This window comes from Streptomyces sp. NPDC058650 (assembly GCF_042717315.1).
Lineage (GTDB): Bacteria > Actinomycetota > Actinomycetes > Streptomycetales > Streptomycetaceae > Streptomyces.
Genome location: NZ_JBHXRL010000002.1, coordinates 432,082 through 456,704 on the forward strand (window position 1 = coordinate 432,082; position 24,623 = coordinate 456,704).

20 protein-coding genes are annotated in these 24,623 nt (G+C 71.7%); 14 read left to right on the forward strand and 6 right to left on the reverse strand.

Annotated features, from left to right (window positions below; all coding sequences use genetic code 11):
• Positions 1-1,032, reverse strand: a complete 1,032-nt coding sequence (locus ACFWWU_RS05730; RefSeq protein ID WP_384139380.1) for an adenosine deaminase — start codon at positions 1,030-1,032, stop codon at positions 1-3.
• A gap of 75 nt (positions 1,033-1,107) precedes the next feature.
• Here ACFWWU_RS05730 and ACFWWU_RS05735 point away from each other — a divergent pair, with 75 nt between their 5' ends.
• Positions 1,108-1,794 (forward strand): DUF4190 domain-containing protein, encoded by a 687-nt coding sequence (locus ACFWWU_RS05735; protein ID WP_384139382.1) that lies wholly within the window; start codon positions 1,108-1,110, stop codon positions 1,792-1,794.
• Positions 1,795-1,881: 87 nt separating this feature from the next.
• Here the strand turns inward: ACFWWU_RS05735 and ACFWWU_RS05740 are convergent, their stop codons facing one another.
• Positions 1,882-2,430 carry an NADAR family protein gene (locus ACFWWU_RS05740; RefSeq protein ID WP_384139385.1) on the reverse strand — a complete coding sequence of 183 codons (549 nt, stop codon included), beginning with the start codon at positions 2,428-2,430 and terminating at the stop codon, positions 1,882-1,884.
• A 175-nt stretch (positions 2,431-2,605) separates the two neighbouring features.
• On the opposite strand from ACFWWU_RS05740, the gene ACFWWU_RS05745 reads away from it, so the two are divergent.
• From ACFWWU_RS05745 to ACFWWU_RS05780, 8 genes are all read left to right on the forward strand, one after another.
• Positions 2,606-4,120 (forward strand): gamma-aminobutyraldehyde dehydrogenase, encoded by a 1,515-nt coding sequence (locus ACFWWU_RS05745; protein WP_329620929.1) that lies wholly within the window; start codon positions 2,606-2,608, stop codon positions 4,118-4,120.
• A gap of 49 nt (positions 4,121-4,169) precedes the next feature.
• The gene (locus ACFWWU_RS05750) at positions 4,170-5,417 is read left to right on the forward strand and encodes a PotD/PotF family extracellular solute-binding protein (protein ID WP_384139388.1); all 1,248 of its coding nucleotides are present in this window, start codon (positions 4,170-4,172) and stop codon (positions 5,415-5,417) included.
• Positions 5,418-5,460: 43 nt separating this feature from the next.
• Positions 5,461-6,618, forward strand: coding sequence for an ABC transporter ATP-binding protein (locus ACFWWU_RS05755; protein WP_384139391.1), 1,158 nt, complete (start codon positions 5,461-5,463; stop codon positions 6,616-6,618).
• Positions 6,615-7,550 (forward strand): ABC transporter permease, encoded by a 936-nt coding sequence (locus tag ACFWWU_RS05760; protein WP_384139393.1) that lies wholly within the window; start codon positions 6,615-6,617, stop codon positions 7,548-7,550. The genes ACFWWU_RS05755 and ACFWWU_RS05760 overlap by 4 nt, the downstream gene beginning before the upstream one ends.
• Positions 7,550-8,344, forward strand: a complete 795-nt coding sequence (locus tag ACFWWU_RS05765) for an ABC transporter permease (protein ID WP_384139395.1) — start codon at positions 7,550-7,552, stop codon at positions 8,342-8,344. Before ACFWWU_RS05760 ends, ACFWWU_RS05765 begins: the two co-directional genes overlap by 1 nt.
• 51 nt (positions 8,345-8,395) lie before the next feature.
• Complete coding sequence (locus tag ACFWWU_RS05770) at positions 8,396-9,814, forward strand: NAD(P)/FAD-dependent oxidoreductase (RefSeq protein ID WP_384139398.1); 1,419 nt, start codon at positions 8,396-8,398, stop codon at positions 9,812-9,814.
• Positions 9,815-10,034: 220 nt separating this feature from the next.
• Positions 10,035-10,514, forward strand: a complete 480-nt coding sequence (locus tag ACFWWU_RS05775; RefSeq protein WP_384139400.1) for a hypothetical protein — start codon at positions 10,035-10,037, stop codon at positions 10,512-10,514.
• 168 nt (positions 10,515-10,682) lie between these two features.
• Positions 10,683-12,428: a chitinase gene (locus ACFWWU_RS05780; protein ID WP_384139594.1), complete on the forward strand. Its 1,746-nt coding sequence runs from the start codon at positions 10,683-10,685 to the stop codon at positions 12,426-12,428.
• Here the strand turns inward: ACFWWU_RS05780 and ACFWWU_RS05785 are convergent.
• Positions 12,364-13,128: a phosphatase PAP2 family protein gene (locus ACFWWU_RS05785; RefSeq protein WP_384139403.1), complete on the reverse strand. Its 765-nt coding sequence runs from the start codon at positions 13,126-13,128 to the stop codon at positions 12,364-12,366. The two genes, ACFWWU_RS05780 and ACFWWU_RS05785, sit on opposite strands and share 65 nt — an antisense overlap.
• 118 nt (positions 13,129-13,246) lie before the next feature.
• Positions 13,247-14,581 (reverse strand): 4-aminobutyrate--2-oxoglutarate transaminase, encoded by a 1,335-nt coding sequence (gabT, locus tag ACFWWU_RS05790; RefSeq protein WP_384139406.1) that lies wholly within the window; start codon positions 14,579-14,581, stop codon positions 13,247-13,249.
• A gap of 278 nt (positions 14,582-14,859) precedes the next feature.
• Between gabT and ACFWWU_RS05795 the strand changes: the two genes are divergently transcribed.
• Together ACFWWU_RS05795 and ACFWWU_RS05800 are read left to right on the forward strand one after the other, a co-directional pair.
• Positions 14,860-17,394 carry an ATP/GTP-binding protein gene (locus ACFWWU_RS05795; RefSeq protein WP_384139408.1) on the forward strand — a complete coding sequence of 845 codons (2,535 nt, stop codon included), beginning with the start codon at positions 14,860-14,862 and terminating at the stop codon, positions 17,392-17,394.
• Between the two features lie 84 nt (positions 17,395-17,478).
• Positions 17,479-19,032 carry a PucR family transcriptional regulator gene (locus tag ACFWWU_RS05800; RefSeq protein WP_384139411.1) on the forward strand — a complete coding sequence of 518 codons (1,554 nt, stop codon included), beginning with the start codon at positions 17,479-17,481 and terminating at the stop codon, positions 19,030-19,032.
• 22 nt (positions 19,033-19,054) lie between these two features.
• On the opposite strand, the gene ACFWWU_RS05805 is transcribed toward ACFWWU_RS05800, so the two are convergent.
• Complete coding sequence (locus tag ACFWWU_RS05805) at positions 19,055-19,270, reverse strand: hypothetical protein (RefSeq protein WP_384139414.1); 216 nt, start codon at positions 19,268-19,270, stop codon at positions 19,055-19,057.
• A 142-nt stretch (positions 19,271-19,412) separates the two neighbouring features.
• Here ACFWWU_RS05805 and ACFWWU_RS05810 point away from each other — a divergent pair, with 142 nt between their 5' ends.
• Together ACFWWU_RS05810 and ACFWWU_RS05815 are read left to right on the forward strand one after the other, a co-directional pair.
• Complete coding sequence (locus tag ACFWWU_RS05810) at positions 19,413-20,399, forward strand: EamA family transporter (RefSeq protein WP_384139417.1); 987 nt, start codon at positions 19,413-19,415, stop codon at positions 20,397-20,399.
• 241 nt (positions 20,400-20,640) lie between these two features.
• Positions 20,641-22,086, forward strand: a complete 1,446-nt coding sequence (locus ACFWWU_RS05815) for an aldehyde dehydrogenase family protein (protein ID WP_384139420.1) — start codon at positions 20,641-20,643, stop codon at positions 22,084-22,086.
• A 117-nt stretch (positions 22,087-22,203) separates the two neighbouring features.
• Here the strand turns inward: ACFWWU_RS05815 and ACFWWU_RS05820 are convergent, their stop codons facing one another.
• The gene (locus ACFWWU_RS05820; RefSeq protein ID WP_384139422.1) at positions 22,204-22,506 is read right to left on the reverse strand and encodes a putative quinol monooxygenase; all 303 of its coding nucleotides are present in this window, start codon (positions 22,504-22,506) and stop codon (positions 22,204-22,206) included.
• Between the two features lie 134 nt (positions 22,507-22,640).
• Between ACFWWU_RS05820 and ACFWWU_RS05825 the strand changes: the two genes are divergently transcribed.
• On the forward strand, positions 22,641-24,587 hold the full coding sequence (locus ACFWWU_RS05825; RefSeq protein WP_384139425.1) for an acyl-CoA dehydrogenase family protein: 1,947 nt from the start codon (positions 22,641-22,643) through the stop codon (positions 24,585-24,587).
• Positions 24,588-24,623 lie beyond the last annotated feature (36 nt).

Below are 24,623 nucleotides of genomic sequence, written 5' to 3' on the forward strand. Positions count from 1 at the left end.
TCAGCGAGCCAGCCAGCCGTCCGTGTACGTGTCGATCTCCGCGGCGATCCGCGCCTTGCCGGCGGCGTCCAGGAAGGAGGCCTCCACCGCGTTCTTCGCGAGGGCGGCGACACCGCGCTCGTCGAGGCCGAGGAGCCGGGCGGCCACCGCGTACTCGTTGTTGAGGTCCGTGCCGAACATCGGCGGGTCGTCGCTGTTGACCGTGACGAGGACCCCGGCGTCCACCATCTGCCGGATCGGGTGCTCGTCGAGCGTGGCGACGGCCCGCGTGGCGATGTTGGAGGTGGGGCAGACCTCCAGGGCGATGCGGTGCTCGGCCAGGTGGGCGAGGAGCGCCGGGTCCTGGACCGAGCTGGTGCCGTGGCCGATGCGCTCGGCGCCCAGGTCGTGGATCGCGTCCCAGACCGTCTGCGGCCCCGTCGTCTCGCCCGCGTGCGGGACGGAGCGCAGACCGGCGGCGCGCGCCAGGTCGAAGTACGGCTTGAACTGCGGGCGCGGGACCCCGACCTCGGGGCCGCCGAGACCGAAGGAGACCAGGCCCTCGGGGCGGATCCCGTCGGTCGTGGCGAGCCGCGCGGTCTCCTCGGCGGAGACGAGGCCGGCCTCGCCGGGAATGTCGAAGCACCAGCGCAGGATCGTGCCGAACTCGGCCTCGGCCGCCTTGCGGGCGTCCTCGATCGCCGCCATGAAGGCGCGCTCGTCGATGCCGCGGCGGGTGGAGGAGTACGGGGTGATGGTCAGCTCGGCGTACCGGATGTTCTGCCGGGCCATGTCCCGGGCGACCTCGAAGGTCAGCAGCCGGACGTCCTCGGGGGTGCGGACCAGGTCGACCACCGACAGGTAGACGTCGATGAAGTGCGCGAAGTCCGTGAACGTGAAGTAGTCGGTGAGGGCCTCGGGGTCGGTGGGGACCTTGGAGTCCGGGTGCCGGGCCGCGAGCTCGGCGACGATGCGGGGCGAGGCGGAGCCGACGTGGTGGACGTGGAGCTCGGCCTTGGGTAGACCCGCGATGAAGGGATGGAGATCGCTCATCGGGTCATCGTAGGCCGGGCGGTTCCCCCTCACGGGTGAGGTCGTAACATGGCGTGACCACGATGGGGGAGGCCCATGTCTGACAACCGAGACCAGCCGCAGGGCGGGTACAACCCGGCGGACCCGTGGGCTCCGCCGAACCGCGACGGCGTGGAACTGAGCACGCCCGTGACGCCGTCGACCCCGCCCGTGCACGACCAGATGACGGTCACGTCCATGCCGGCCGCGAGCGACGTCCCGCCGCCGCCGGTCGCCCCGGGCGGCCCGGCGGCCACGCCCGGCTACGGCTATCCGGCGGCCACCCCGCCGGCCGGCGCGTACGGCTACCCGGCGGCGAACACCTCCGGCGGCGCGTACGGCTACCCGGCGGCCCCGACACCGCCGGCCGCCTCCGGGTACGGATACCCGGGATACGGCCAGCCCGGCTGGCAGCCGCCGCAGAACAACGGGATGGCCATCGCCTCGATGGTGCTGGGCATCTGCGCCGTCGTGCTCTCCTTCTGCTCGTACGGCATCCTCGGCCTGATCCTGGGCGGAGTCGCGCTGCCCCTCGGCATCGTCGCGCGCAAGAGGTTCCTGCGGGGCGAGGCGGGCAACAAGGGGCAGGCCATCGCCGGCATCGCGCTCGGTTCCATCGGCATCGTCCTCGGCCTCGCGGGCATCGGACTCATCGTCTACCTCGCGACGCACGCGGACGAGTGGAGCGAGTCCGGCGACGACCCCTGGTCGTCGACCGGGACCTTCCTCAGCGCTCCCCGCTGAGCGACGCGCGCCACCGCGGCGCTGCCGACGCCACAGGGCCCCGCACCTCACGAGGTGCGGGGCCCTGTGGCGTGTTCAGCAAGCCGCTCAGCCGCCGCGCAGCCGGTCCCGGGCCTCCATCAGGGCGAAGCCCAGGAGGTTGAGGCCGAGCCAGCGGGCCGGGTCGTGGGCGCGGGGGTCGTCGGCCGCGAGGCCGATCCCCCAGACGCGGTCCACGGGGCTGGCCTCCACGAGGACACGCGTGCCTGTGCCGAGGAGGTACGCGCGCAGGCCTTCGTTCGAGGAGAACTTGTGGACGCTGCCCTCGACGACGATCCCCAGGCGCTCCCGCGCCCACACCGTCTCGTCGAAGCCCCGCACCAGCCGGCCGGCCTTCTTCGCCTCCGCCGGGGTCCGGGCGGCCAGGGCGGCGCGCTCGGCCTCCGCGTCACCGAAGAGGCGGGCCTTGGCCGCCATCATCCAGTGCTCGGCGGTCGCGTACGGCACGCCGTCGACCACGAAGGGTGCGGGCCACCACTGGCTCAGGCAGCTCGCCGAGAGCCGCCCGTCGGGGTGCGGGCGGTGGCCCCAGAAGAGCAGCCACTTGACCCTCTCACCCGCGTTGACCTGCTGCGTCAGCTCGTCGACCGTGTTCATGCACGCGAGTGTGGCATCCACCACGGACACTCCGTACGGAGATTTTCCGGCCACCTCGACACATGGTCGACCGATTCCGTTGCGTAACCAAAAGGCAACAACGGAATCACTTGTTGGGGTGGCATCCTCATGTCAGGATCGGCACTCAATTCGAGCTGGGACAACGGAGAGCGTCATGGGCAACCGCTTCCAGGTGACGGACCGCTTCGCGGACGGCGCACAGTACATCGGCGGACGGCTCCGGGCCGGAACCTCCGATCGAGAACACACGATCATCAACCCCGCGACCGGCGAGGGCATCTACACCTATCGGCTCGCCTCCGTCGCCGACGTGGACGAGGCGGTCGCCGCGGCGAAGGCCGCCTTCCCCGGCTGGTCGGGCGCCACCCCGGGCGAGCGCTCCGACGCCCTCCACCGCTTCGCGGGAGTCCTCGCCGACTGGGCCGAGGACATCGCGCGGGTCGAGTCGCTCCAGGCGGGCAAGCCGCTCCGGCTCACCACCGAGTTCGACGTACCGGGCACCATCGACAACACCGCCTTCTTCGCGGGCGCCGCCCGCCACCTCCAGGGCCAGGCGGCCGCCGAGTACAGCGGCGACCACACCTCGTACATCCGGCGCGAGGCGATCGGCGTCATCGGTTCCATCGCCCCCTGGAACTACCCGCTCCAGATGGCGGCGTGGAAGATCCTCCCGGCGATCGCCGCCGGCAACACGATCGTCCTGAAGCCCGCCGAGATCACCCCGCTGACCTCGCTGATGTTCGCGCAGGCGGCGACCGAGGCCGGCATCCCCGACGGCGTCATCAACATCGTCAGCGGCTCCGGGCGGGTCGTCGGCGAGCACCTCGTCGGCCACCCCGACGTCGTCATGACCTCCTTCACCGGCTCCACCCCGGTCGGCAAGCGCGTCGCCGAGGTCGCCACCGCCACCGTGAAGCGGCTCCACCTCGAACTGGGCGGCAAGGCCCCCTTCGTCGTCTTCGACGACGCCGACCTGGAGGCCGCCGCGAACGGCGCCGTCGCCGCCTCCCTCATCAACACCGGCCAGGACTGCACCGCCGCCACCCGCGCCTACGTGCAGCGCCCGCTCTTCGACGCCTTCGTCGCCCGTGTCGCCGAGCTGATGGAGACGGTCCGCGTCGGCGACCCCTTCGACGCCGCCACCGACCTCGGCCCGCTGGTCAGCCACGCCCAGCGCGACAGCGTCGCCGGCTTCGTCGAGCGCGCCCGCGGCTACGCCACCGTCGTGGCGGGCGGCGAGATTCCGGGGGGTGACCTGAAGGACGGCGCGTACTATCGTCCGACTCTGATCACCGGTGCCGCGCAGGACAGCGAGGTCGTGCAGTCGGAGATCTTCGGCCCGGTCCTGGTGGCCCTGCCCTTCGACAGCGACGACGAGGGCATCCGGCTCGCCAACGACACCCCGTACGGCCTCGCCGCCTCCGCCTGGAGCCGTGACGTCTTCCGGGCGAACCGCGCCACGCGGGAGCTCCGGGCAGGGTGCGTCTGGGTCAACGACCACATCCCGATCATCAGCGAGATGCCGCACGGCGGCACCAAGGCGTCGGGATACGGAAAGGACATGTCGGTGTACTCCTTCGAGGAGTACACGCAGGTCAAGCACGTGATGTTCGACAACACCGCGGTGGCCGCGAAGGACTGGCACCGCACGATCTTCGGGGACCGATAGCCCACTGCCGCCCGACCAGCGGCGAAACCCTCCCGAAAGGGCACAGCGCATGGAGCAGTACGAGCCCGAACACCTGTCCGCCGCGCAGCTGGCGGCGGTACAGCGCAGTCTGACGAGCGGCCGGGGTGCCCTCAGCCGCCGTTCGATGCTGCGCGCGGGCGGCGTCGGCGCGCTCACGGTCGGCGGTCTCGCCGGCCTGAGCGCCTGCGGCATCCCGCCGGCCAAGCGGGAGGGCCAGGGGCCCGCCTCCACCGACGTCTCGGCCAAGGAGAAGAGCCTCGCCTTCTCCAACTGGACCGAGTACATGGACATCAGCGAGGACGAGAAGTCGCGTCCCACGCTGGAGGCGTTCACGAAACGCACCGGGATCAAGGTCAAGTACACCGAGGACATCAACGACAACGTCGAGTTCTTCGGCAAGATCAAGCCGCAGCTCGCGGCCGGTCAGAACACCGGCCGCGACCTGATCTGCGTCACCGACTGGCTAGCCGCCCGGATGATCCGGCTCGGCTGGGCGCAGAAGCTCGACCCGGCGAACCTGCCCAACGCGTACGCGAACCTCTCCGCGCAGTTCCGGCGCCCCGACTGGGACCCGGGCCGCGCCTACTCGTACCCGTGGACGGGCATCTCCACCGTCATCGCCTACAACTCCAAGGCGACCGGCGGCAAGAAGGTCGACTCGGTCACCCAGCTCCTGGACGACCCCTCCCTCAAGGGCCGGGTCGGCTTCCTCACCGAGATGCGCGACACCGTCGGCATGACCCTGCTCGACCTGGGCAAGGACCCGGGGAAGTTCACCGACGCCGAGTACGACGAGGCGATAGGCCGGCTCCAGAAGGGCGTCGACAAGAAGCAGATCCGCCGCTTCACCGGCAACGACTACACCTCGGACCTGGACAAGGGCGACCTGGCGGCCTGCCTCGCCTGGGCCGGTGACGTCATCCAGCTCCAGGCGGACAACCCGGACATCAAGTTCGCCATCCCGTCCGCCGGATACATCACCTCCAGCGACAACCTGATGGTCCCCGCCCAGGCCACGCACAAGACCAACGCCGAGAAGCTCATCGACTACTACTACGAGCTTCCCGTCGCCGCGCAGCTCGCCGCGTACATCAACTACGTCTGCCCCGTCGACGGGGTGAAGGACGAGCTCGCCAAGATCGACCCCGAGCTCGCGAACAACACGCTGATCCTCCCGGACAAGGCCATGGCCAAGAAGTCGCGCGCCTTCCGTTCGCTCACCAGCGCGGAGGAGACGGCGTACGAGGAGAAGTTCGCCAAGCTCATCGGCGCCTGAGCCCGACGTCGTCCACCTCTCTCACTCCCTGGGACAGCAACCCATGACTGACAAGAACACCGGCGGCGACGTCCGTCTCACCGGGATCAGCAAGGAGTACGGCTCCTTCACCGCCGTCCACCCGCTCGACCTGACCGTCCCGCAGGGCTCCTTCTTCGCCCTGCTCGGCGCCTCCGGCTGCGGCAAGACCACCACGCTGCGCATGATCGCCGGCCTGGAGGACCCGAGCACCGGCACCATCTTCCTCGGCGACAAGGACGTCACGGACCTCCCGCCGTACAAGCGGCCGGTCAACACCGTCTTCCAGTCCTACGCGCTCTTCCCGCACATGGACATCACCGAGAACATCGCCTTCGGTCTGCGCCGGCGCGGCATCAAGTCGGTGAAGAAGCAGGTCGACGACATGCTGGAGCTCGTCCAGCTCGGCGACAAGGCCCGCCACAAGCCGCACCAGCTCTCCGGCGGCCAGCAGCAGCGCGTCGCCGTGGCCCGCGCGCTCATCAACCACCCGCAGGTCCTCCTCCTCGACGAGCCGCTCGGCGCGCTCGACCTCAAGCTGCGCCGCCAGATGCAGCTGGAGCTCAAGCGGATCCAGACCGAGGTCGGCATCACCTTCGTCCACGTCACCCACGACCAGGAGGAGGCCATGACCATGGCCGACCAGGTCGCGGTGATGAACGGCGGCCGGGTCGAGCAGCTCGGCGCCCCCGCCGACCTGTACGAGAACCCGCAGACCACCTTCGTCGCCAACTTCCTCGGCACCTCGAACCTCATCGAGGCCGAGGTCCTGGAGACCGGCTCCTCCGGCGCCGACGTCCTCGTCACCGCCGGCGGCGGCAAGCTCCGGGTCCCCGGCGACCGCTGTACCTCCGCCGTCCGCCAGGGCGGCAAGGTGCTCGTCGGCGTCCGCCCCGAGAAGATCTCGCTCGCGCACGCCGACGACGCGGGCTCGATCGCCGACGGCCGCAACCGGGTCACCGGCCGGATCGTCGACTCCTCCTTCATCGGCGTCTCCACGCAGTACGTGGTGAACAGCCCGGCGGGGGCGGAGCTCCAGGTGTACGAGCAGAACATCGAAAGGGACGCGCGACTCCGCCCCGGCGCCGAGGTCGTCCTGCACTGGAACCCGGCGCACACCTTCGGGCTCGACGCGGCCCAGGACATCGACGCGGGTGTGGAGACGGTGGAGGACGCCGGATGAGCACTTCCACCCTCGTGAAGGAGGAGGCACCGCGGCCGGTCGAGGCACCGGTTCCGCGCAAGCCCTCCACCCGCAAGCGGCTCGTCCCGTACTGGCTGCTGCTGCCCGGCATCATCTGGCTGCTCGTCTTCTTCGCGCTGCCACTGGTCTACCAGGCGTCGACCTCGATCCAGACCGGCTCCCTGGAGCAGGGCTTCCAGGTCACCTGGCACTTCCAGACGTACTGGGACGCCTTCACCGAGTACTGGCCGCAGTTCGTCCGCTCCCTGCTGTACGCCGGGACCGCGACCCTGCTGTGCCTGCTGCTCGGCTACCCGCTGGCGTACCTGATCGCCTTCAAGGCCGGTCGCTGGCGCAACCTGCTCCTCGTCCTCGTCATCGCCCCGTTCTTCACCAGCTTCCTCATCCGGACGCTCGCGTGGAAGACGATCCTGGCGGACGACAGTGTCGTCGTCGACGTGCTGAACGCGCTGCACGTCCTCGACGTGACCAGCTGGCTCGGCTGGACCGAGGGCGAGCGCGTGCTCGCCACGCCGATGGCGGTGGTCTGCGGTCTCACGTACAACTTCCTGCCGTTCATGATCCTGCCCCTCTACACCTCCCTGGAACGGATCGACGGCCGGCTGCACGAGGCCGCGCAGGACCTGTACGCCTCCCCGGCGACGACCTTCCGCAAGGTGACCTTCCCGCTGTCGATGCCCGGCGTCGTCTCCGGCACCCTGCTCACGTTCATCCCGGCCAGCGGCGACTACGTCAACGCCGAACTGCTCGGCTCGACGGACACCAAGATGGTCGGCAACGTCATCCAGTCGCAGTTCCTGCGGGTCCTCGACTACCCGACGGCGGCCGCGCTCTCCTTCATCCTCATGGCGATCGTGCTGGTCATGGTCACCGTCTACATCCGCCGAGCGGGAACGGAGGATCTGGTCTGATGCGTTGGATCCGTCGGAACCTTGTCGTCATCGCGGGCCTGCTCACGCTCGCGTACATGATCCTGCCGAACATCGTCGTGATGGTGTTCTCGTTCAACAAGCCGAACGGGCGCTTCAACTACTCCTGGCAGCGCTTCTCCCTGGACGCCTGGAAGGATCCCTGCGGCGTCGCCGACATGTGCGAGTCGCTCTCCCTCTCGCTCCAGCTCGCCGCCTGGTCCACCGTCGGCGCCCTCGTCCTCGGCACGATGATCGCCTTCGCGCTCGTCCGCTACCGCTTCCGGGCGCGCGGCGCGATCAACTCGCTCATCTTCCTGCCGATGGCGATGCCCGAGGTCGTCATGGCCGCCTCGCTGCTCACGCTCTTCCTCAACATGGGGATCGAGCTGGGCTTCTGGACGGTCCTGATCGCCCACATCATGTTCTGTCTGTCGTTCGTCGTGACGGCGGTCAAGGCCCGGGTCATGTCCATGGACCCGCGCCTTGAGGAGGCCGCCCGCGACCTCTACGCGGGCCCCGTGCAGACCTTCCTGCGCGTGACGCTCCCGATCGCCGCACCCGGCATCGCCGCCGGCGCGCTGCTCGCCTTCGCGCTCTCGTTCGACGACTTCATCATCACCAACTTCAACGCGGGCTCCACCGTCACCTTCCCCATGTTCGTCTGGGGCTCGGCGCAGCGTGGAACCCCCGTTCAGATCAACGTCATCGGCACCGCGATGTTCGTCCTCGCGGTACTGATGGTGGTGGCCGGGCAAATCATTACGAACCGGCGCAAGAAATCAGCAACAGCCTGAGCACGACAGCCTGAGCACCAGGCAGCTCAGGCACCGAAGGAGTTGGAAACCATGGCCCCAGCTGCCATGCGTCTCGCTGCACAATCTCTCTCCGACGCCCAGCCCGTCCCCTTCTGGCTGGAAGACCCGGGCAAGCCCGGAGCCCTGCCCGCCCTCACCGGCACCGAGAAGTGCGATCTCCTCGTCGTCGGCGGCGGCTACAGCGGACTGTGGACCGCGCTCCTCGCCAAGGAGCGCGAACCCTCCAGGGACGTCGTACTGATCGAAGGGCGCGAGGTGGGCTGGGCCGCCTCGGGCCGCAACGGAGGCTTCTGCGCCGCCTCCCTCACCCACGGCTTCGGCAACGGACTCGCCCGCTGGCCGGGCGAGCTGCCGAAGCTGGAGGAGCTCGGCGAGCGCAACCTCGACGGCATCGAGGAGGCGGTCGCCCGCTACTCCCTGGACTGCGACTTCGAGCGCACCGGCGAGATCGACGTGGCCACCGAGCCGTACCAGGTCGAGGAACTGACCGAGATGTACGAGGAGACCGAGCGGCTCGGTCTCGCCGACGGCCTCGAACTCCTCGACCGGGACGCCGTCCGGGCCGAGGTCGACTCGCCGACCTTCCTCGGCGGCCTCTGGGACCGCCGCGGTGTGGCCATGCTCAACCCGGCCAAGCTGGCCTGGGGCCTGAAGCGGGCCTGTCTCGACCTGGGCGTCCGGATCTTCGAGAACACCCCCGGTCTCGAACTGGTCTCCGTCGGCGCCGGCATGGGCGTGCGCACCCCGTACGGCAAGGTCGTCGCCCGCCGGGTCGCGCTCGGCACCAACGTCTTCCCGTCGCTGGTCAAGCGGGTCCGGCCGTACACCGTCCCGGTGTACGACTACGCCCTCATGACCGAGCCGCTCAGCCCCGAGCAGCTCGCCTCCGTCGGCTGGAGGAACCGGCAGGGCCTGGGCGACTCCGCCAACCAGTTCCACTACTTCCGGATCACGGCCGACAACCGGATCCTGTGGGGCGGCTACGACGCGATCTACCCCTACGGCGGCAAGCTCGACGCCGAGATGGACCACCGCCCGGAGACCTACCTCAAGCTCGCCGAGCACTTCTTCCGCTGCTTCCCGCAGCTGGAGGGCCTGCGCTTCAGCCACGCCTGGGGCGGCGCGATCGACACCTGCTCGCGCTTCTCGGCCTTCTTCGGTACGGCGTACCAGGGCAAGGTCGCGTACGCGGCCGGGTTCACCGGCCTCGGTGTCGGCGCGACCCGCTTCGGCGGGGACGTCATGCTCGACCTGCTCTCCGGGGAGCGCACCGAGCGCACCGAGCTGGACATGGTCCGCTCGAAGCCGCTGCCCTTCCCGCCCGAGCCGATCGCCTGGGCCGGCATCGGCATCACCAAGTGGTCGATGGCCCGCGCCGACGAGAACGGCGGCCGGCGCAACCTGTGGCTGAAGACGATGGACAAGCTGGGTCTCGGCTTCGACAGCTAGTCGCCCATTCGCCGCGGTACGGGGGCGGGGTCACGGTGTCCGCCGTGGCCCCGCCTCGCCGTTCCCGCCGGCCGCCCGGTCCCGGCGCCGTCCACCCGACCGGGCCCGCGTCATGTGACCCAGATCACTGCCTATTGATGCCCCGAAGTCGCGTAAGAGAAGACGTCGACCCCGCTCTCTCCGGGTGGACACCGTGTCCACACGGAAGGAGACCGTTGCGATGACTGGTACGGGGGCCACAGGCGCCAGGAGTGCCGTGGAGTGGCTGGCATCGGTGGCGCCGGATCCCGACGTCTGCCGGTGGGAGTGGGAGCGCAACCCCCACGGGGTCGCGCTGCTGCCCGCCGGAAGGCGCTGGGACGTCCTGATCCTGCCGGGGGACCTCGGCTACCCCACCCTCGACGTGCTGAGTCGCCTGGTGGACCGGCCGGGACCGGTGCTCGCCGACTTCGGCGACGCCCGGGTCGGCTTCTTCGTCCCGCCGGGCACCGCCGCCCGCTGGCTCGGCACCGGGGTGCGCAGCGCGGGCCCCGGCACGTGGATCGTCGTCCCGCACCCGGGGCGGGCGACCGGTGGCGTCCGCTGGCTGGTGACGCCGGACGGGATGGGCACCCTCAACGACACCTCGCTCCTGGAGCTGGCGATGCACGAGGCGGCGGTCCGGCTGGCCAGGGGTGACGGGGGCGCTTCCGGCGTCTGACGCGAGTCGCGGGCAAGTCCCGTACGAGACAGAGGTCTTGACCACTTGATTGGTCTGGACCATGCTGTGGCGCGCTCCACCTCGATTCCCCCACCCCCGGAGGCAGTTGTGGACCGCACCAGACCCCTCACCCTGCTGCTGGCGGGCGTCCTCGCCGCCGGCGGACTCATGGCACTCACCCCCGCGGCCGCGCTGGCCGCCGACGCCGAACTCGCCCGCAACGGCGGCTTCGAGGCCGGCCTCGACGGCTGGAACTGCACGGCAGGCAGCGGCGCTGTCGTCTCGTCGCCCGTACACGGCGGGACGAAGGCGCTCCAGGCCACCCCGGCCGGCAGCGACAACGCCAAGTGCTCCCAGACCGTCACCGTCAAACCCAACTCCTCGTACGAGCTGAGCGGCTGGGTCCGCGGCAGTTACGTCTACCTCGGCGCCTCCGGCACCGGCACCACCGACGTCTCCACCTGGACGGGATCCGCCCCCGACTGGCAGCGCCTCTCGACCAGGTTCACGACGGGCGCCTCGACCACCTCGGTGACGCTCTACACGCACGGCTGGTACGGCACCCCCGCCTACCAGGCCGACGACCTCTCCCTCTTCGGCCCCGGCGGCGACCCGGTCCAGCTCCCGGCCGCCCCCACCGGACTCGCCGCGGGCTCCCCGACCTCCACCACGGTGCCGCTGACCTGGACCGCGGTCTCCGGCGCCACCTCGTACAACCTCTACCGGGGCACCACGAAGATCCAGACGGTCACCGGGACCTCGGCCACCGCGACCGGGCTCGCGGCCTCCACCGCGTACACCTTCCAGGTCGCCGCGGTGAACAGCGCGGGCGAGTCCCCGAAGTCGGCCGCCGTCACCGCCACGACGACCAGCGGCGGCGGGGGCGGCAACCCCGGCCTGCCCGCGCACGCCCTCGTCGGCTACCTGCACGCCAGCTTCGCCAACGGCTCCGGCTACACCCGCATGGCAGACGTCCCCGACTCCTGGGACGTCATCAACCTCGCCTTCGGTGAACCCACCTCGGTGACCTCGGGCGACATCCGCTTCTCCCTCTGCCCCGCCACCGAATGCCCGAACGTCGAATCCGTCGCGGACTTCAAGACGGCGATCAAGGCCAAGCAGGCCGCGGGCAAGAAGGTGCTCATCTCCATCGGCGGCCAGAACGGCCAGGTCCAGCTCTCCACCACCGCCGCCCGCGACACCTTCGTCTCCTCCGTCTCGAAGATCATCGACGAGTACGGCCTCGACGGCCTCGACATCGACTTCGAGGGCCACTCCCTCTCGCTCCAGACCGGCGACACCGACTTCCGGAACCCGACGAGCCCCGTCATCGTCAACCTGATCCAGGCGGTCAGGGCCCTCAAGGCCAAGTACGGCTCAGGCTTCGTCCTGACGATGGCCCCGGAGACCTTCTTCGTCCAGCTCGGCTACCAGTACTACGGCTCCGGCCCCTGGGGCGGCCAGGACCCGCGCGCGGGCGCCTACCTCCCGGTCATCCACGCCCTGCGCGACGACCTCACGCTGCTCCACGTCCAGGACTACAACTCGGGCTCCATCATGGGCCTGGACAACCAGTACCACTCGATGGGCGGCGCCGACTTCCACATCGCCATGACCGACATGCTGCTCACCGGCTTCCCGGTCGCGGGCAACAGCGAGCGTTTCTTCCCGGCGCTCCGCCCCGAACAGGTCGCCATCGGCCTCCCGGCCTCCACCCAGGCGGGCAACGGCCACACGGCACCGGCCGAGGTGAACAAGGCCCTCAACTGCCTGACGAGGAAGACCGACTGCGGCACCTACCAGACCCACGGCACCTGGCCGACGCTGCGCGGCCTGATGACCTGGTCGATCAACTGGGACCGCTACAACCAGTGGGCGTTCTCGAAGAACTTCGACGCGTACACGTGGAGCTGACCGCCAGGATCAGCACCCCCAGGCACAGGCTGGCCAGCACGTCCAGGGGCCAGTGGTAGCCGCGCAGGACCAGCCCGGTCCCCGTCACCGCCGTCAGTACGGCGGCGACGGGGATCAGCCGGTTCGAGACGAGGAAGGCCGCGCCGAAGTAGGCGACCAACGCGGTGGCCGTGTGGCCGGAGGGGTAGTAGCCCTGAGCCCACGGCTCCAGGGGACCGGGCCGGGCCGTCCACTCCTTCAGCGGAATCACCAGGAGCGGTACGAGGGCCATCGCGAGCCCCGCGTACAGGGCGGCGATCCGGCGGCCGCGCCACACCGCGTACGCCATCGCGCAGACGAGGACCGGCAGGGCGACCGTCATATTGCCGAGGTCGGAGGCGAGTTCGCTCAGGGAGCGGGGGACCGAGTCCACCAGCGAGCGGGACACCCGCTCGTCGAGCCTGGCCAAGGGGCCGTGGACGAGCACCTGCCAGGTCACGACGGCGAGGGCGACGAGCGCCGAGAAGAGAGCCGGCCGCCCTGGAACAGGGGGGGTGGTTCCAGGGCGGCCGAGGGGATCGGGCTGCCGCGCGCCCCGGGGGGTGTGGGGCGGGCGGCCATCCGATCGGTGAGGAGTCCCGGAGCACGAGGCTCCAGCGGTGTGCGCCGAAGCGCGGTGTGGGCGGGGCTGGGGAGGCTCCGCCCGGGGTGTTTCTCTCATCTGCAGAAACCGTACGCCAGAGAAGAGGGGGCCGACAGCGGGAAGGGCATCCCGCCATCGGCCCCCCACAGAGTCTTCACACCGTGTGTGAGAACCGGGCCCGCCGGGCCCGCTCCGCTCAGATCTGTGCGAACGCGTTCTCGATGATGTCGAGGCCCTCGTTCAGGAGGTCCTCGCCGATGACCAGCGGCGGCAGGAAGCGCAGCACGTTGCCGTAGGTGCCACAGGTCAGGACCAGCACGCCCTCGGCGTGGCAGGCCTTCGCCAGGGCGCCCGCGGCCTCCGCGAACGGCTCCTTGGTCGCCGGGTCCTTGACGAGCTCGATGGCGATCATGGCGCCGCGGCCGCGGATGTCGCCGATGATCGGGAACTTCTCCTGCATGGCGGTGAGGCGGGCCTTCATGACCTCCTCGATGTGCTTCGCCTTGCCGTTGAGGTCGAGCTCCTTCATCGTCTCGATGGAGCCGAGCGCACCGGCGCAGGCGACCGGGTTGCCACCGTAGGTGCCGCCCAGACCGCCGCCGTGGACGGAGTCCATGATCTCGGCGCGACCGGTGACGGCGGCGAGCGGCAGACCGCCCGCGATGCCCTTGGCGGTGGTGATGAGGTCCGGGACGATGCCCTCGTCCTCACACGCGAACCACTGGCCGGTACGGCAGAAGCCGGACTGGATCTCATCGGCCACGAAAACGATGCCGTTGTCGTTGGCGAACTTCACGATCGCCGGCAGGAAGCCCTTCGCCGGCTCGATGAAGCCGCCCTCGCCGAGGACCGGCTCGATGATGATCGCGGCGACGTTGTCGGCGCCGATCTGCTTGCTGATCTGGTCGATCGCCTGGGCGGCGGCCTCGGGGCCGCAGTTCTCGGCACCGGTGAGCCAGCGGTAGCCGTAGGCCACCGGCACGCGGTAGACCTCGGGGGCGAACGGCCCGAAGCCCTGCTTGTACGGCATGTTCTTCGACGTCAGCGCCATCGTGAGGTTCGTACGGCCGTGGTAGCCGTGGTCGAAGACGACGACGGCCTGGCGCTTGGTGTACGAGCGGGCGATCTTCACCGCGTTCTCGACGGCCTCGGCGCCGGAGTTGAAGAGCGCGGACTTCTTGGCGTGGTCGCCCGGGGTCAGCTCGGCGAGCGCCTCGCAGACCTCCACGTAACCCTCGTACGGCGTCACCATGAAGCAGGTGTGCGTGAAGTCCTGGAGCTGCGCGGTGGCGCGGCGGACGACGGCCTCGGCGGAGGCGCCGACGGAGGTCACGGCGATGCCGGAGCCGAAGTCGATCAGGCGATTGCCGTCGACGTCCTCGATGATGCCGCCACCGGCCCGCTTGGTGAAGACGGGGAGCGTCGAGCCGACGCCACCGGCGACCGTGTCGAGACGGCGGGCCTGAAGCTCCAGCGACTTCGGACCGGGGATGGCGGTGACGACGCGCCGCTCCTGCGGGACAGCGTTCATGCGGGGCTCCTGGGGGTGTTCTGGACGCACTTGCGGGTTTCCTCCGCAGGCTAGGTGCGGGGGAGGGGGTGCGGCATGCGCCGATCGGGAGTGATCGCGGGTGTGCCGTTGTCCGGGATGGACATGGCGGCTCCGCTTCCACCTCCAAGGGTGACCGTTCCCGCCGCTCGGCGGCGATCGCCCGTACGGGTGGGCGAAACCCCTCCGGGGCGCTCCCGGCCCACTAGATTGACGAAGGCACAGACGCGGCGACCTGGCTGTTCAGGGGGCAGGGGTACATGGAGACCGACGGCACGTACGAGTCACGCGACACCAGGGAAGGCGCACTACCCCACCCCGCGGGCCCACCGCCGGGCGCCCCGGCCCACCAGGTGCCCTCGCCGGCCCCGCGGATCCCCCCGACACCCCCGGCCTACGAGGTGCGTCCCGCCGCCCCCACGTATCCGGCCGCGCCGCCGGACCCCGCCCGGACGGCGGACCCCGGCCGCGTCCCGCCCCAGCCGAGCGTCCCGCCCACGCCGTCCGAGGCTCCTGGGGCCACAGGAGCGCCGGGCTCCTCGCCCGCTGTCGAGTGGCTCGACGCCCCGCGCCCCAAGGCCGGACTCGGCATCTGGCGTTTCCGGCACGTACCTCCGCCCGAGGCGCCCGCGCGGCTCGCACCGGTCACCTTCATCGGGATGCTGATCCCGGTGGCCGTCGGACTGGTCATCTGGTCGGCGTGGCGGAGCAACACCCTCCCGTACGCGGACGTGCTGCTGCGGACCCTCACCCCGAACGACTGGTGGTATCCCCTCACCACCGCCCCGAAGGACTGGGAGGGCGTCGCGGCGCACAGCGTCTTCGACGGCGCTCTCTTCCTCGCGCTGGTATGGGGCATCGGCGCCCTCGGCTCCTGGGGCAATGTCACCCGCCACTACCTGAGCCGGTGCCGCCCGCCCGTGCGCGCCGCGCTCGCGGGTACGGGGGCCCTGATCGTCCTGGCGTTCGTCTTTTCCGAGACCCTCGGCCTCGGGTGGCCCCCGCTGCCCGTCGTCGACCCGTTCGCCTGCCTCGCCGCCCTGGTCACGGGCGGCTGGGACGTACCCAAGTCGCCGCTCTTCGTCTACCCCATGCGCGCGCTGATCACGGTGGCGGTCGTCTGGCCTTTCGCCCGCGTCGGCGAGTGGCCGCGTCTCTTCAGGCAATGGCGCGCCCGGTCCGCTCCCGGCGGCGCCCCGGCCCCCACCGCCCCGGCCGGCCCCGAAACCCCCCGCTCCCAATGGCCCGAGCTCAGGGGCGCCGGCGAGCACCGCGCCGCCGACCTGCTCGCCGGCGAACTGGTCACCGGGCGGATGAACGACGTCGACTGCGCACGGGTGCGCCGCGGGTGGCAGAACAGCGACAAGGACGCCAAACGCCGCGCCGCCCTCGTCGACGCCCTCCTTCGCCAGGGCGCCGCCGCGGTCGCACACCCGTCGGGCGACCGTGACCTGCCGAGCCGTTCGGCTACCCACGACCTGCTCCTGGGGCAGGTCCGGGTGGGCCGCTGGGCGGCCGCCGAGCGCACCCCGCGCGCCTATCACGGCGCCGGTCTCGCGCTCGATCCCGGGCTCCTCGGCACCTCCCTCCTCGCCGTAGGCCCCTCAGGCGCGGGCAAGACCCGCTCGCTCGTCGCGCCCGTCGTCGAGTCGCTCACCCTCCAGGCGCTCACCGGAGCCGTCGCCGTCGTCGCCGTCGGTGCGGCCGGGGCGCCGCTCGGCCCCGACGAGGCGTACGACGTCGTGGTCCGCCTCGGAGACCCCTCTTCCCGGTACGACCTGGACCTGTACGCGGGGGCCACCGACCCGGACGAGGCCGCCAGTTTCCTCGCCGAAGGGCTCGTCGGCGACATGGAAGGCGTGGAGACCCGGCGCGCCGCCACGGTGCTCGCCCAGCTCATCGGCCCCTACCGGGCCGCGTACGGGCGCTTCCCGACCGTCCCGGTCCTGCGGGAACTGCTCGAAGCCCGCCCCGAAGTCCTGGGGGCGCTGCTCGACCTGCTGCCGGCCGACGGAGCGCAGGCGATGCGCCGTGAGCTGGAATCCCGGATGCGTCAGGTCGGCACCGCGACCGACGTGGGCCCCGTGCTCGCCGACCGGCTCACCGCCCTCGACCGACCCGCCTTCGCCGAGTTCTTCGGCGGCGGCCGCGACGTGCGGCCGTTCTCTCTCCGCGCCGTCGCCCAGCACCCGATGCGGGTACGGGTCATCCTGCCGGAAGGCGGCCACGAGGAAGCCGCGCGCCTGCTCAACCGGCTGCTGCTCGCCCAGTTCCAGCAGGTGACCCGGGACCGTGCCGGGAGCGGGCACTTCGCCTGCCTGGTGCTCGACGACGCGGCGGGCGCGCTCACGCCGGGGACCGTGCGGGCCCTCCAGCGGCTGCGCCCGCAGAACGCGGGCGTCGTCCTGGCCCTCCGTACCCTCGCGGAGGTGCCCGAGGCGCTGCACGGGCCGCTCCTCGCCGGCGTCGGCTGCCGGATGGCCTTCGCCGGGCTCCCCACCTGGGACGGCCGCGCCTTCGCCGAGGCGTGGGGTACCGAACGGGTGGAGACGACCGAGGTGGCCCACCACACCGTCTTCGCCGACCAGCCGATGACCCGGGCGTTCCACGCCCTGCGCAAGCTGGCGACGGGCAAGGCCGTGACCACCGAGGCCGTCACCGTCCGGGAGGTCGAGCGGCAGCGGTGGTCCGCGTCCGATCTCGCTCATGCCGTGCCCCCCGGGCACGCCGTCCTCTCCCTCACCCATGTGCGTGGCGAGCACACCCCACCGCTCCTCGTCGAGCTCCGCGGCTGAGCGGGGGTCTTGAGGCCCTGGCACAATCGGGGGCGCCGCTCGGCTGAGCGGCGCCCCCCTCGCCCAAAGGTCCGACGGTCCCCAATGCCGCCCACCCTCGCCTCGCTCGTGCAGCACTCCGCCCTCAAGCTGATCGTCCGCGCGGGTGAGGACCGCCTCGACACCCCCGTCCGCTGGGCCCACGTCAGCGAGCTGGCCGACCCCGTCCCGTACATGGAGGGCGGCGAGCTCCTGCTCACCACCGCGCTCACGCTGGACGCGGAGGACCTGGAGGCGATGCGCCGTTACGTGCGGCGGCTGCTCGGCGCGGGTGTCGTCGGGCTGGGGTTCGCCGTCGGCGTCAACTACGACGAGATCCCGTCGGCCCTGCTCGACGCGGCGCGCGAGGAACACCTGCCCCTCCTGGAGGTGCCGCGCAGGACCCCGTTCCTGGCGATCAGCAAGGCGGTCTCGGCGGCCATCTCCGCCGACCAGTACCGCGCCGTCACGGCCGGTTTCGAGGTCCAGCGCGAGCTGACCCGCGCCGCGCTCGCCGAAGGCCCGGAAGCCGTTGTCGCCCGGCTCGCCGCGCACGTCGACGGCTGGGCCGCGCTGTACGACACCTCCGGCACGGTCGTCGCCGTCTCGCCCGAGTGGGCGGCCCGCCGGGCCGCCCGGCTCACCCCCGACGTGGAACGGCTGCGCGACCGGCCCGCGCCCGCGAGCGCCGTCGTGGGCGGTACGGACGACCGCGTCGAGCTCCAGTCGCTCGGCACCGGACGGCGCGTCCGGGGCGCGCTCGCGGTCGGCACGGGCGCGCCCCTCGGGACGGCCGAGCGGTATGCGGTGCACTCGGCGATCGCCCTGCTCACCCTCACGACGGAACGTTCCCGCTCGCTCCAGGCCGCGGAACACCGGCTCGGCGCGGCCGTCCTGCGGATGCTGCTCTCGGGGCAGCCGGACCACGCCCGCGCGGTCGCGGGAGACGTGTACGGCGGGCTGCTCGACGCCCCCTTCCGGCTGATCGTCGCCGAGCCCGCCGGGGGCGAGCCGGCGGGGGAAGCCCCGCTGCCGGCCCTCGCCGAGACCCTGGAGACGGCCGCGGCCCGGGCCGGCGAGGCGGTGCTCACGGTCCCGGAGAGCGAGGGGCGGCTCGTCGTCCTCGCCGGGGACGGGGGAGCCGTCGTATCGGAGTGCCACGGGTACACGGAGCGGGAGGCGGAGGAGGCCGGGGTCGTCGTCGGGCTCTCCGCCCCCGCCGGTCCGGTCGCCGCGGCAGCCGCGTACAAGCAGGCGGAGCAGGCCCTCGCGGTCGCCCGGCGGCGGGGCCGCGCGCTCGTCGAGCACGAGGAGCTGGCCGCCGGTTCGGTGCTGCCGCTCCTCGCCGACGACGCCGTCCGGGCCTTCGCCGACGGCATGCTCCGCGCGCTGCGGGAGCACGACGCGACGGGCCGCGGCGATCTGGTCGCCTCCCTGCGCGCGTGGCTCTCCCGGCACGGCCAGTGGGACGCGGCGGCGGCGGACCTGGGCGTCCACCGACACACCCTGCGCTACCGGATGCGGCGCGTGGAGGAGATCCTGGGCCGCTCGCTGGACGACGCGGACGTCCGGATGGAGCTGTGGCTGGCGCTGAAGGCGACGGGGGAGGACACGCCCTGAGGGCGGTGTCCCGTACGCCCCGCTACTCGCCGGTGGCGCCGCCGTCGCCCTGCTGCTTACGGCTCCGCCGCTGGTGGTCGCGGACGACCTCGCCGCCGAGCAGGGTCACCTTGGCCACCGCGCGGACCCAGGGCGGGCCGCCCCGGGACGCCCACACGACGCAGACGCACCCTCCGACGGCGAGCACCAGGACGCCGATCAGGACCATCAGGATCATGTTCTTCCCCCATGCGCTCATTCGCTGTCGCGGTCGGGGCCATCCTGTCACCCCCGTACCGAGGGGCCCTTACTCCGTTCCATCCGTCCAAATTCGGGGTTTCCTGCCCGAAGGCGGGCAGATTTCTTGGTCTTTACCTCCTGAGTTCCCTACTCTCCTGCACATGACAAGCCCCGCCGTCGATCCGGCCCCCGAGGTGCAGCCGACCACCGCCCCCGAACCCCGTACGACCCCCGCCGGCGTAGGCGCCACCGCCCAGGCCCGCCGGATCACCGGCGCCGTCTGGGCCGCGCTCGGCATCGTGTACGTCGTCTGGGGGTCGACCTACCTCGGCATCCGGATCGTCGTGGAGACGGTGCCGCCCTTCCTCTCCGGCGGCGCCCGCTTCGTCACCGCCGGGCTGCTCCTGGCCGGGATCATCGCCTGGCGGCAGGGCCCCGCCGCCCTGAAGGTGACCCGCCGGCAGCTCGCCTCGGCCGTCCTCGTCGGCCTGCTCCTCATCCTCGGCGGCAACGGCCTCGTCGTCCTCGCCGAGACCTCCATACCGTCCGGCCTCGCCGCGCTCCTCATCGCCGTCGTCCCCGCCTGGGTCGTCGTCCTCAAGGCCGTCTCCGGCGACCGGCCCACCCTCGGCGGCACCGCCGGCGTGCTCCTCGGCCTCGCGGGCCTCGCCGTCCTGACCCTCCCCGGGCTCAGCGGCGACGTGCGGATCGGCGGCGTCCTCCTCGTCGTCGTCGCGACCCTCTGCTGGTCCGTGGGCTCCTTCTCCTCCTCACGCCTGCCGATGCCGGCCAACCCCTTCACCGCCAGCGCGTACGAGATGATCGCCGGCGGTCTCGCGGGCCTCGCCGTCGGCCTGATCCGCGGCGAGCAGCACGGCTTCGACCTCGCCGAGGTCTCCACCCGCTCCTGGGCCGCCCTCGCCTATCTGGTCGTCTTCGGCTCGCTGATCGCCTTCACCGCGTACGCCTGGCTCCTCCAGGCCGCCCCGATCTCCCTGGTCGCCACCTACGCGTACGTCAATCCCGTGGTCGCCGTCGCCCTCGGCGCCCTCGTCCTGAACGAGACGCTCACCTGGCCGCTCCTCCTCGGCGGCGCGATCGTCGTGGCCGGCGTCTGGCTGATCGTCTCGACCGAACGGCGCCGGTGAGGGCGGGGTGGGGTGAGCGAAGGCCGGGGTGAGGCCGGGCTGGTGTGAGCAAGGGTCGGGGTGAGGGCGGGCTGGTTGAGGAAGCGCTCGGGTAAGGGCGGGCGGGGAAGCTCTTCGGCCGAAGCGGACAGAGCCTTCACCCCACTACTCCATACCGGACAAGCCCGCCCCCGCCGCCCCGGCCCTACCGTGTGAGGAGAGCGATCGCTCGCACCACCGAAACGGAAAGGGCCGGGACGCAATGACGACCACCCACGCCTTCTGGCTCGCCGGCCGCGAGGCCACCGGCGAGGCCACCTTCGACGTCACGAACTCCTTCGACGGACGTCTGGTCGGCAAGGTCAGCGTGCCCACCGAGGCCCAGGTCGAGGAGGCCGTCGCCGCCGCGCACGCCGTCGTCGACGAGTTCGCCGCGACCCCGGCGCACGTCCGCGCCGCCGCCCTCGACCACGTGTCGAAGCGGCTCGCCGAGCGCACCGAGGAGATCGCCCTGCTGATCTCCGCCGAGAACGGCAAGCCCATCAAGTGGGCCCGCGGTGAGGTCGGCCGTGCCGTCTCCGTCTTCCGTTTCGCCGCCGAGGAGGCCCGCCGCTGGAACGCCGGCGAGGCCCAGCGCCTGGACACCGAGGCCGGCGGCGCGGGCCGCCTCGCCCTCACCCGCCGTATCCCCAAGGGCGTCGTCCTCGGCATCGCGCCGTTCAACTTCCCGCTGAACCTCAGCGCCCACAAGGTCGCCCCGGCCATCGCCGTCGGCGCCCCGATCATCCTCAAGCCGGCCCCGTCGACCCCGATCTCCTCCCTGATCCTGGGCGAGATCCTGGCCGAGACCGAGCTGCCGGCCGGCTCCTGGTCGATCCTGACCGTGCCGAACGACCGCATGCCCGCCCTCGTCAAGGACGAGCGCCTGCCGGTCATCTCCTTCACCGGCTCGGACAAGGTCGGCTACGCCATCCAGGAGTCGGTGCCGCACAAGCACTGCACCCTGGAGCTCGGCGGCAACGCCGCCGCCGTCGTCCTGCCCGACTGGTCCTCCGAGGCCGACCTGGACTGGGCGGCGAGCCGAATCGCCACCTTCTCCAACTACCAGGGCGGCCAGTCCTGCATCTCCGTGCAGCGCGTGATCGCCGACGCCTCGGTCTACGACCGCCTGGTGCCGAAGATCGTCGCCGCCGTCGAGGCCCAGGTCACCGGCGACCCGTCCGACGCCGCCACCGACGTCGGCCCGCTGGTCGACGAGGCCGCCGCGCAGCGCGTCGAGTCCTGGGTGGACGAGGCCGTCGCCGCGGGCGCCAAGCTCCTCACCGGCGGCAAGCGCGAGGGCGCCACCTACGCCCCGACCGTCCTCTCCGAGCTCCCCGGGGGCGTCACCCTCGCCCGCGCCGAGGTCTTCGGCCCGGTCCTCACGATCGCCAAGGTCGACGGCGAGGCCGAGGCCTTCGCCGCGGTCAACGACTCCGACTTCGGCCTCCAGGCGGGCGTCTTCACGCGCGACCTGCAGACCGCCTTCCGCGCGCACCGCGCGCTGGAGGTCGGCGGCGTGATCGTCGGCGACGTCCCCTCCTACCGCGCCGACCAGATGCCGTACGGCGGCGCCAAGCGCTCCGGCGTCGGCCGCGAGGGCGTCAAGTTCGCGATGGACGACTACACGTACGAGCGCGTCCTGGTCCTGACGGGCCTCGCGCTCTGAGCCGTACAGCCCTGTAGGCCGTACGCGACGAGGCCAGGCGGCCCGAGCCCACTGTGCGGGGGCTCGGGCCGTCTTTCGTCATGCCCTTTCGTCATGCCCTTTCGTCGTGCCCTTGCGTCATGCCACGGGCGCGTCGACGAGGCGGACGACCTCGGCGGGCTTCGCGCGGAAGGCCCTGTTCGTCGCGTCCGCCGCCGTCATGTGCGGGGCGACGTCGTGCGCGGCGAGCGCCTCGGCCGAGGCCCAGCGCTCGATCAGGACGAAGCGGTCGGGGTCGTCGGCCACCCGGTGGAGGTCGTACCGCAGACAGCCTTCCTCCGCCCGTACGAGAGGGGCCAGCGCCTCGAAGGCGGCGACCTGCTCCGCGCCCCGCCCGGGCAGGGCGCTGATGTGGATGATGAGCTTGATCGGCTGCGACATGCCGGGGACCCTACGCGGCGCCCGCCCCGGCGGCCGGGGCGTCTCGCCAGCAGGACACGGCTCGAACGCGCCCGCTCGTCTTTCCGAACCCGCGGAAATCGGGTACGACGGACAGACAGCCCGAGGAGGTGTCCATGTCCGCTCCCACCCAGCGGCCCAAGGTCACGGCACACGAGGCCCGGCAGACCGCCGAGGCCGCGCGCGAGCAGCACTGGCACAAACCGAGCTTCGCCAAGGAGCTCTTCCTCGGCCGGTTCCGCCTGGACCTCATCCACCCCCACCCGCTCCCCGCCGACGAGGACGTCCGGCGCGGGGAGGCCTTCCTCGCGACCCTCCGGACGTTCTGCGAGACCCGGATCGACGGCGCCCGCATCGAGCGCGAGGCCCGCATCCCGGACGAGACGATCACCGGCCTCAAGGAGATCGGCGCGCTCGGGATGAAGATCGACCCGGCGTACGGCGGTCTCGGCCTCACCCAGCTGTACTACAACCGCGCCCTGGCCCTCGTCGGCTCCGCGAGCCCCGCCGTCGGCGCCCTGCTCTCCGCGCACCAGTCGATCGGCGTACCGCAGCCGCTGAAGCTCTTCGGCACGCAGGCACAGAAGGACGCCTTCCTGCCCCGCCTCGCCCGTACGGACCTCTCCGCCTTCCTCCTCACCGAGCCCGACGTCGGCTCCGACCCGGCCCGCCTCGCCACCACCGCCGTGCCGGAGGACGGGGAGAGGGACGGGGACGGGGACGGCACGTACGTCCTCGACGGGGTGAAGCTGTGGACCACCAACGGCGTCGTCGCCGACCTGCTGGTCGTCATGGCCCGCGTGCCCGCCTCCGAGGGCCACCGCGGCGGCATCACCGCCTTCGTCGTCGAGGCCGACTCGCCCGGCATCACCGTCGAGCACCGCAACGCCTTCATGGGCCTGCGCGGCCTGGAGAACGGCGTCACCCGCTTCCACCGCGTCCGCGTCCCGGCCGGCAACCGCATCGGCCCCGAGGGCAGCGGCCTCAAGATCGCCCTCACCACCCTCAACACCGGCCGCCTCTCGCTCCCCGCCGCGTGCGCCGGCGCCGGCAAGTGGTGCCTGAAGATCGCCCGCGAATGGTCGGGGGTCCGCGAGCAGTGGGGCGGCCCCGTCGCCCGCCACGAGGCCGTCGGCACCAAGATCTCCTTCATCGCGGCCACCACCTTCGCCCTGGAGGCCGTCGTCGACCTCGCCTCGCAGCTGGCCGACGAGGACCGCAACGACATCCGCATCGAGGCCGCCCTCGCCAAGCTGTACGCCTCCGAGATGGCCTGGCTGATCGCCGACGAACTGGTCCAGATCCGCGGCGGCCGCGGCTACGAGACCGCCGACTCCCTCGCCGCCCGCGGCGAGCGCGCGGTCCCCGCCGAACAGGTCCTGCGCGACCTGCGGATCAACCGGATCTTCGAGGGCTCGACCGAGATCATGCACCTGCTGATCGCGCGCGAGGCCGTCGACGCCCACCTCTCCGTCGCCGGCGACCTCATCGACCCCGGGAAGTCGCTCGCCGACAAGGCGCGGGCCGGTGCCCGGGCCGGCGGCTTCTATGCCCGCTGGCTGCCAGGACTCGTCGCCGGCCCGGGGCAACTGCCGCGGGCGTACGGGGAGTTCGGCGACCTCGCCGGTCACCTCCGGTACGTCGAGCGGACCTCCCGCAAGCTCGCCCGCTCGACCTTCTACGCGATGTCCCGCTGGCAGGGCCGCATGGAGCTCAAGCAGGCCTTCCTCGGGCGGATCGTCGACATCGGCGCCGAACTCTTCGCGATGAGCGCCGCCTGCGTACGGGCCGAACTCCTCCGCACCACCGGCGACCACGGCCGGGAGGCGCACGAGCTCGCGGACACCTTCTGCCGCCAGTCCCGGCTACGGACCGAGGAGCTCTTCGGCCGCCTCTGGTCCAACACCGACGACCTCGACCGGCGGATCGTCGAGGGCGTCCTCGACGGCCGCTACACCTGGCTGGAGGCCGGCATCGTCGACCCCGGCGACGACGGTCCGTGGATCGCGGACGCCACCCCGGGGCCGTCGACCGAGGAGAACGTCCACCGCAGGATCCCCTGAGGCGACCGCCCGGTGACCGCCCCCGTTCCGCCATGC

Excerpts from the sequence above, each read along its gene's own strand:
- ACFWWU_RS05735 (WP_384139382.1), top strand. The coding sequence starts at position 1,108 with ATGTCTGACAACCGAGACCAGCCGCAGGGCGGGTACAACCCGGCGGAC.
- ACFWWU_RS05805 (WP_384139414.1), bottom strand. The coding sequence starts at position 19,270 with ATGAGCGCATGGGGGAAGAACATGATCCTGATGGTCCTGATCGGCGTC.
- ACFWWU_RS05815 (WP_384139420.1), top strand. The coding sequence starts at position 20,641 with ATGACGACCACCCACGCCTTCTGGCTCGCCGGCCGCGAGGCCACCGGC.
- ACFWWU_RS05770 (WP_384139398.1), top strand. The coding sequence starts at position 8,396 with ATGGCCCCAGCTGCCATGCGTCTCGCTGCACAATCTCTCTCCGACGCC.
- ACFWWU_RS05795 (WP_384139408.1), top strand. The coding sequence starts at position 14,860 with ATGGAGACCGACGGCACGTACGAGTCACGCGACACCAGGGAAGGCGCA.
- ACFWWU_RS05775 (WP_384139400.1), top strand. The coding sequence starts at position 10,035 with ATGACTGGTACGGGGGCCACAGGCGCCAGGAGTGCCGTGGAGTGGCTG.
- ACFWWU_RS05785 (WP_384139403.1), bottom strand. The coding sequence starts at position 13,128 with ATGAGAGAAACACCCCGGGCGGAGCCTCCCCAGCCCCGCCCACACCGC.
- ACFWWU_RS05800 (WP_384139411.1), top strand. The coding sequence starts at position 17,479 with ATGCCGCCCACCCTCGCCTCGCTCGTGCAGCACTCCGCCCTCAAGCTG.
- ACFWWU_RS05810 (WP_384139417.1), top strand. The coding sequence starts at position 19,413 with ATGACAAGCCCCGCCGTCGATCCGGCCCCCGAGGTGCAGCCGACCACC.
- ACFWWU_RS05760 (WP_384139393.1), top strand. The coding sequence starts at position 6,615 with ATGAGCACTTCCACCCTCGTGAAGGAGGAGGCACCGCGGCCGGTCGAG.
- ACFWWU_RS05730 (WP_384139380.1), bottom strand. The coding sequence starts at position 1,032 with ATGAGCGATCTCCATCCCTTCATCGCGGGTCTACCCAAGGCCGAGCTC.
- ACFWWU_RS05825 (WP_384139425.1), top strand. The coding sequence starts at position 22,641 with ATGTCCGCTCCCACCCAGCGGCCCAAGGTCACGGCACACGAGGCCCGG.
- ACFWWU_RS05740 (WP_384139385.1), bottom strand. The coding sequence starts at position 2,430 with ATGAACACGGTCGACGAGCTGACGCAGCAGGTCAACGCGGGTGAGAGG.
- ACFWWU_RS05780 (WP_384139594.1), top strand. The coding sequence starts at position 10,683 with ATGGCACTCACCCCCGCGGCCGCGCTGGCCGCCGACGCCGAACTCGCC.
- gabT (WP_384139406.1), bottom strand. The coding sequence starts at position 14,581 with ATGAACGCTGTCCCGCAGGAGCGGCGCGTCGTCACCGCCATCCCCGGT.
- ACFWWU_RS05765 (WP_384139395.1), top strand. The coding sequence starts at position 7,550 with ATGCGTTGGATCCGTCGGAACCTTGTCGTCATCGCGGGCCTGCTCACG.
- ACFWWU_RS05745 (WP_329620929.1), top strand. The coding sequence starts at position 2,606 with ATGGGCAACCGCTTCCAGGTGACGGACCGCTTCGCGGACGGCGCACAG.
- ACFWWU_RS05755 (WP_384139391.1), top strand. The coding sequence starts at position 5,461 with ATGACTGACAAGAACACCGGCGGCGACGTCCGTCTCACCGGGATCAGC.
- ACFWWU_RS05750 (WP_384139388.1), top strand. The coding sequence starts at position 4,170 with ATGGAGCAGTACGAGCCCGAACACCTGTCCGCCGCGCAGCTGGCGGCG.
- ACFWWU_RS05820 (WP_384139422.1), bottom strand. The coding sequence starts at position 22,506 with ATGTCGCAGCCGATCAAGCTCATCATCCACATCAGCGCCCTGCCCGGG.